Source organism: Acinetobacter sp. YH12072 (assembly GCF_013419565.1).
In the GTDB taxonomy this organism is placed as follows: Bacteria; Pseudomonadota; Gammaproteobacteria; order Pseudomonadales; family Moraxellaceae; genus Acinetobacter.
This window is the reverse complement of the sequence record NZ_VOZV01000075.1, coordinates 1-4,552: the sequence shown is the minus strand read 5'-3', so window position 1 is coordinate 4,552 and position 4,552 is coordinate 1. Positions and strand designations below refer to the sequence as shown.

Genomic DNA, 4,552 nt, shown 5'->3' with positions numbered 1-4,552 from the left:
AAAGCACGTAGTGTTCATGGATTTCTAGGAGGGATTTACGCGTCCTTGTGTGCATATCAACTGATCCATAAAAATAAGCCAACAATTCAAATTATGAAGTCATCGGCTTAAGCAGGATTCGGGTTAAAATATGGAAAATATGTTTTTGTGAATTATAATCAAATAGGTTCATTAAAATATGACATTAATCACATAAAATGCATTATTATATTTATGTAAGCATGAAAAATATTAGAACAAAAGTATACAAACAATTAATCAAGTTAACGCAATAAAACAGATTTCTATTCAAAAGGTGAAGTTAAAAATTATTGTTAATAATGAATATAAAAAATGCTCCTAAACATAGAAGCATTTTATTTTTAATGAAAATAAAAAATTATTTTAAATAGTCTAATAAATGACTAAAGTTCTCAATCGTATATTTAGGCTGTGCCTGCTGTAATTCAATTTCTGAACCATAGCCGTATTTGACTGCAATCGACTCAATCCCATTATGGCGGGCACCAAAAATATCATGCTCACGGTCCCCCACCATAATGCATTGATCAGCCTGTATGCCTTGTTGTTCCAGGATATACTGAATCAGTTCCCCTTTATTGGTCCGATCACCATTCAGCTCACTGCCATAAATCTCAGTAAAATACTGGGCCAGATTAAAATGTTCCAGAATCTGTTTGGCATAAACGGTTGGTTTTGCTGTTGCGAGAAACAGGCGATAACCACGGCGTTTAAGTTCCGCCAGAGTTTCAGCTACGCCTTCAAAGACGTGATTTTCATATAAGCCAGTCACTGCAAAACGCTCACGATATGCCATTAGTGCCTGTTCAGCCAGGGTATCATCCGCATCTACATTCAGAATTTTGGCTAGCGAAGCTTTTAGAGGAGGCCCGATAATCCAGTCAATATTCGTGTCTTCACTGATCGGATGACCCACCTTTTCCAGACCATAGCGGGCAGAAGTCGTAATCCCCACTTTTGGATCAGTTAATGTACCATCCAAGTCAATTAAAATATTCTGAATCACACCTTGTCCCCTATGTTTGCAGCCGACATCAATTCATATCGTGAGTATAGCCAGATTTGTCTACCCTAAAGCAATTATTAGGCCATAAAAACAAGCCAAGAATGCCCATTTTCAGGGTAATCAACTCTATATTTTGATCAGATAAAACATACGAAATTTTGCCTGACAGACCGTTCTTGCAAGTGATAGAAATTAATATCGAGAGTTTGAATAAATTTGCCTATACTAAGGCAATTTTAGTGAATGAAGGACATCATTTTGCGACCTACCGTACTTTGCTTTTCAGGTTTAGATCCTTCAGGGGGAGCAGGCCTTCAAGCAGATATTGAAGCCATCGGTCAAAGTGGTGCTCATGCTGCAATAGCCTGTACAGCCCTGACTATCCAGAACTCACAACAGGTCTTTGGTTTTGAAGCAACTTCAAAGGAATTACTGCTGGCTCAGGCCAATGCTGTGGTAAAGGATCTGCCGATTCGTTGTGTTAAATCAGGCATGCTGGGAACGACTGAAAATATTGAAGCACTGGCAGAATTTCTAACTGCGCATCCGGACTATCAGTATGTACTGGATCCAGTGCTGGTAGCCAATAGTGGTGGCTCACTCGGCAATCAAGCCACACTGGTCAAAGCGTTTAAACAACTGATTCTGCTAGCCACGATTTTAACTCCAAATACAGTCGAGTTGCGCGCTCTGACAGGTGAGCAGGATTTAGATCAAGCCACGCAGAAACTGTTCGAAATGGGTGCCCACGCGATTCTTGTTAAAGGTGGCCACGAAGATACTCCCGACTATATCCAGAACCGTCTATATATTCAGGGTGAATTGATCAACGAAACCCGTTGTCCGCGCCTGGAAGGTGAATATCATGGCTCAGGCTGTTCACTGGCGAGTTTCATTGCCGGACGTCTAGCCTTGGGTGAACAGTTGAAAACAGCCGTACAACATGCAGAAACCTGGTTATTTGGTGTATTAAAAAATGCGGAAATTCCGGTACCGAATGGTCAGCGCATTCCAAAACGTTTCTAATCTCCCCTAAATAAAAAAGCCTGAACGATTCAGGCTTTTTTATGGCGATTTCTATTCAAGAATGGACAAATAGACGTGATAATCTTGTTTCAATGAAATTTAAAACTTGCGCCTTAACCTGCCAGTTTCACAGGACGCAGTTTTTCAGTTTTCTCCTGAACAGGAACAGAAATATGTTGATAATGCAATTGCCACTGATCTTGCTGCTTGCTCAAGACCATGCTGAAGCGGCACCATTGCAAAGGAAAATATCGTTCCATCGCCGCATAGGCAATCCGGACATAACCATATACGAAAGCCATGTCATTATTGACCTGAATGGTGACCTCCTTCCGTTCAACGCGCATACCATTGTTGCGCATATATGGGCGGTACTGTTGCCATGCAGCCTGATAAGCCTCGATCCCTTTCAGTTCGGAGCTAATATCAATCAGACAGACATCTGGTCGGCAAAGTTGACGAATTTCGCTGAATTCAAGTGAACAAATAGCTTGATCCCATTTTTGTAAAAATGTCCTGACTTCCTGAGCCAGACATTCTTCCCCTATTATTTTCATTGAATACCTCTCTATAAGGTTTTATTCAGACTTGAAAACCGAGATTTCAAGCATCTCATTACTTTCAGTCTTTCTTGTTTTTCATTATTTTTAATTATGTGAATGGGTCCTGGTTTTACCCATCCCCCATATATCAGGTCAAAAGTGTGACCTAATACCTAAAATTACACTATTTTTTTAATTATAGGCAAAATTTTCTGATCAACTGCAATAATCAGGTGAATTTTGACTGATTATTTAAATTTTCATGCTCTAGTTTTATTTATCGTTCTTTATATTTCAAAATCGCTTTGATACTTCTCAATTTTTTATTAAGTTCTGATGTATTCAAGATAAAGAGAGGAGCTCAGAAAACTTTATTTCCTAGTCCTCACTTCAATCTAAAAAAATCAAATAATAGCTTTAGTGTAAGTTTCTTTGTCCATTTCCAGAATTTCAACACAGAGTTGAATCTTTAGCCCCGGCTGCGAGACAATATGCTGCTGCATGACCTGAAGTACCAGCTTGGAAATAGCTTGTCGGATGGCCAGACTACGACCAGTCAGGAGAGAAACTTTGGCATGCACATAAGCCTGATCTGTCTCCTGCTCTAGTCCAATCACAAAATCCTGCTGTACAATCGCCCTACTTTTTAAATCATTCGCGTCATTAATATAACCGGCGTTAAATAAGGCCTGGTGAATTGCCAACATTAAAGGTCGGGTTTCAAGCTGCTGAATATTATCTGAATATTCAAGATGAAGATGAGGCATAAAGCATAGATCCAGGCATGATATGGCAATCAGAAGAGATTGATCTTCGAGTTTGAGGAATAAGCATAAACCTTCAAACCCGAAGACCGAAAGCACTCATTCGTATAAGAATGTATCAGGCTTTTTTCACATATTCAGATTTGAGCTTCATGGCGCCAATGCCATCAATTTTACAGTCAATATCATGTCCATCAGTTGCATCGGGTAATAGACGAATATTTTTGACCTTAGTCCCGACTTTAACCACTGAAGAAGATCCTTTAATTTTAAGATCCTTAATCACCGTAACTGTGTCGCCATCAGCCAGCAGATTGCCATGCGCATCTTTGATGACCACGGTTTCCTCAGTTGCTTCCCCTTCTTTCCACTCATGTCCACATTCTGGGCAGATCAACAAGTCACCATCTTCATAAGTATATTCAGACTGGCATTTTGGGCATTGTGGTAGAGTCATAGCAACCTCAACAAAATAAAAAAATAAAAGAAAAAACAAAAAATTAAAGCTGAATTATAGCATCTTTGGGTGGGCTCATGCTCAAGCTTTAAAAGGATCTCCCGCTCAACTTAATTAACTGAACCTAACCATCCAAAATATGTGGATTGACCAGCAGGACAAAAGTTGCAATGACTCCTGCCAGCTTAAGTGGCATGCAGATGGCGGTACCAGATCCGGATAACCCACCTGAATAATATGCAGGCTGGTGCCTACAGACACTTTTTCAAAGATGAGCGTGACTTCAATTTCACCTTTGACCTCAGGTGTAGAAAAGCAATCGGTATAGCGCAGTAACTGGTTAGGAATAACTTCATGATAGGTGCCATGTAAATGATGCTGGGTACCAGTGGCAAAATTGGTCAAGGTGATTTTATAGCTGCCTCCCGGTTTGACTTCGGCATGCTCAACTCTGGCAGTAAAGCCATGCGGTGCTAGCCATTTTGCAATAGCATCTGGATGAATAAAGGCCCGGTACACCCGTTCCGGTGGCGCACTGAATACGCGATGCATTTTTAGGGTATAACTCATTTCAGCCTACCTTTTTTTCTTGTTCTTACTGAAAGATTATTGGTGGTGTTTCAAAAAGTATGCTGACATTAAATGAAGCCATTATTGATGTAAAAAAAGGTTAAGTCGAAAGCTTTAAAATGGTTTTCAATCTTTTTTGAAAAATTACAACTCCTTCTAAAACCGC

General features: G+C 39.9%; 5 protein-coding genes and 3 pseudogenes. 2 read left to right on the top strand and 6 right to left on the bottom strand.

Translation table 11 applies throughout. From position 1 onward, the window contains the following. A pseudogene (locus FTU19_RS15935) lies at positions 1-111 on the top strand (IS982 family transposase); the annotation flags it as partial. Positions 112-379: 268 nt separating this feature from the next. Here FTU19_RS15935 and FTU19_RS15930 read toward each other — a convergent pair. Further along, complete coding sequence (locus FTU19_RS15930; protein ID WP_180004020.1) at positions 380-1,027, bottom strand: HAD family hydrolase; 648 nt, start codon at positions 1,025-1,027, stop codon at positions 380-382. Positions 1,028-1,285: 258 nt separating this feature from the next. On the opposite strand from FTU19_RS15930, the gene FTU19_RS15925 reads away from it, so the two are divergent. Further along, positions 1,286-2,053, top strand: coding sequence for a hydroxymethylpyrimidine/phosphomethylpyrimidine kinase (locus FTU19_RS15925; protein ID WP_180131886.1), 768 nt, complete (start codon positions 1,286-1,288; stop codon positions 2,051-2,053). Between the two features lie 113 nt (positions 2,054-2,166). On the opposite strand, the gene FTU19_RS15920 is transcribed toward FTU19_RS15925, so the two are convergent. The 5 genes and pseudogenes from FTU19_RS15920 to FTU19_RS15900 all read right to left on the bottom strand — a co-directional run. Next, positions 2,167-2,610, bottom strand: a complete 444-nt coding sequence (locus tag FTU19_RS15920; RefSeq protein ID WP_159123697.1) for a nuclear transport factor 2 family protein — start codon at positions 2,608-2,610, stop codon at positions 2,167-2,169. 389 nt (positions 2,611-2,999) lie between these two features. Beyond that, positions 3,000-3,362 carry a 5-carboxymethyl-2-hydroxymuconate Delta-isomerase gene (locus FTU19_RS15915; RefSeq protein WP_180131883.1) on the bottom strand — a complete coding sequence of 121 codons (363 nt, stop codon included), beginning with the start codon at positions 3,360-3,362 and terminating at the stop codon, positions 3,000-3,002. A 115-nt stretch (positions 3,363-3,477) separates the two neighbouring features. Further along, positions 3,478-3,816, bottom strand: a complete 339-nt coding sequence (locus FTU19_RS15910) for a zinc ribbon domain-containing protein YjdM (protein WP_180131880.1) — start codon at positions 3,814-3,816, stop codon at positions 3,478-3,480. 124 nt (positions 3,817-3,940) lie between these two features. Beyond that, positions 3,941-4,386 (bottom strand): annotated as a pseudogene (locus FTU19_RS15905) (SRPBCC domain-containing protein). Positions 4,387-4,454: 68 nt separating this feature from the next. After that, a pseudogene (locus FTU19_RS15900) lies at positions 4,455-4,552 on the bottom strand (IS1 family transposase); the annotation flags it as partial.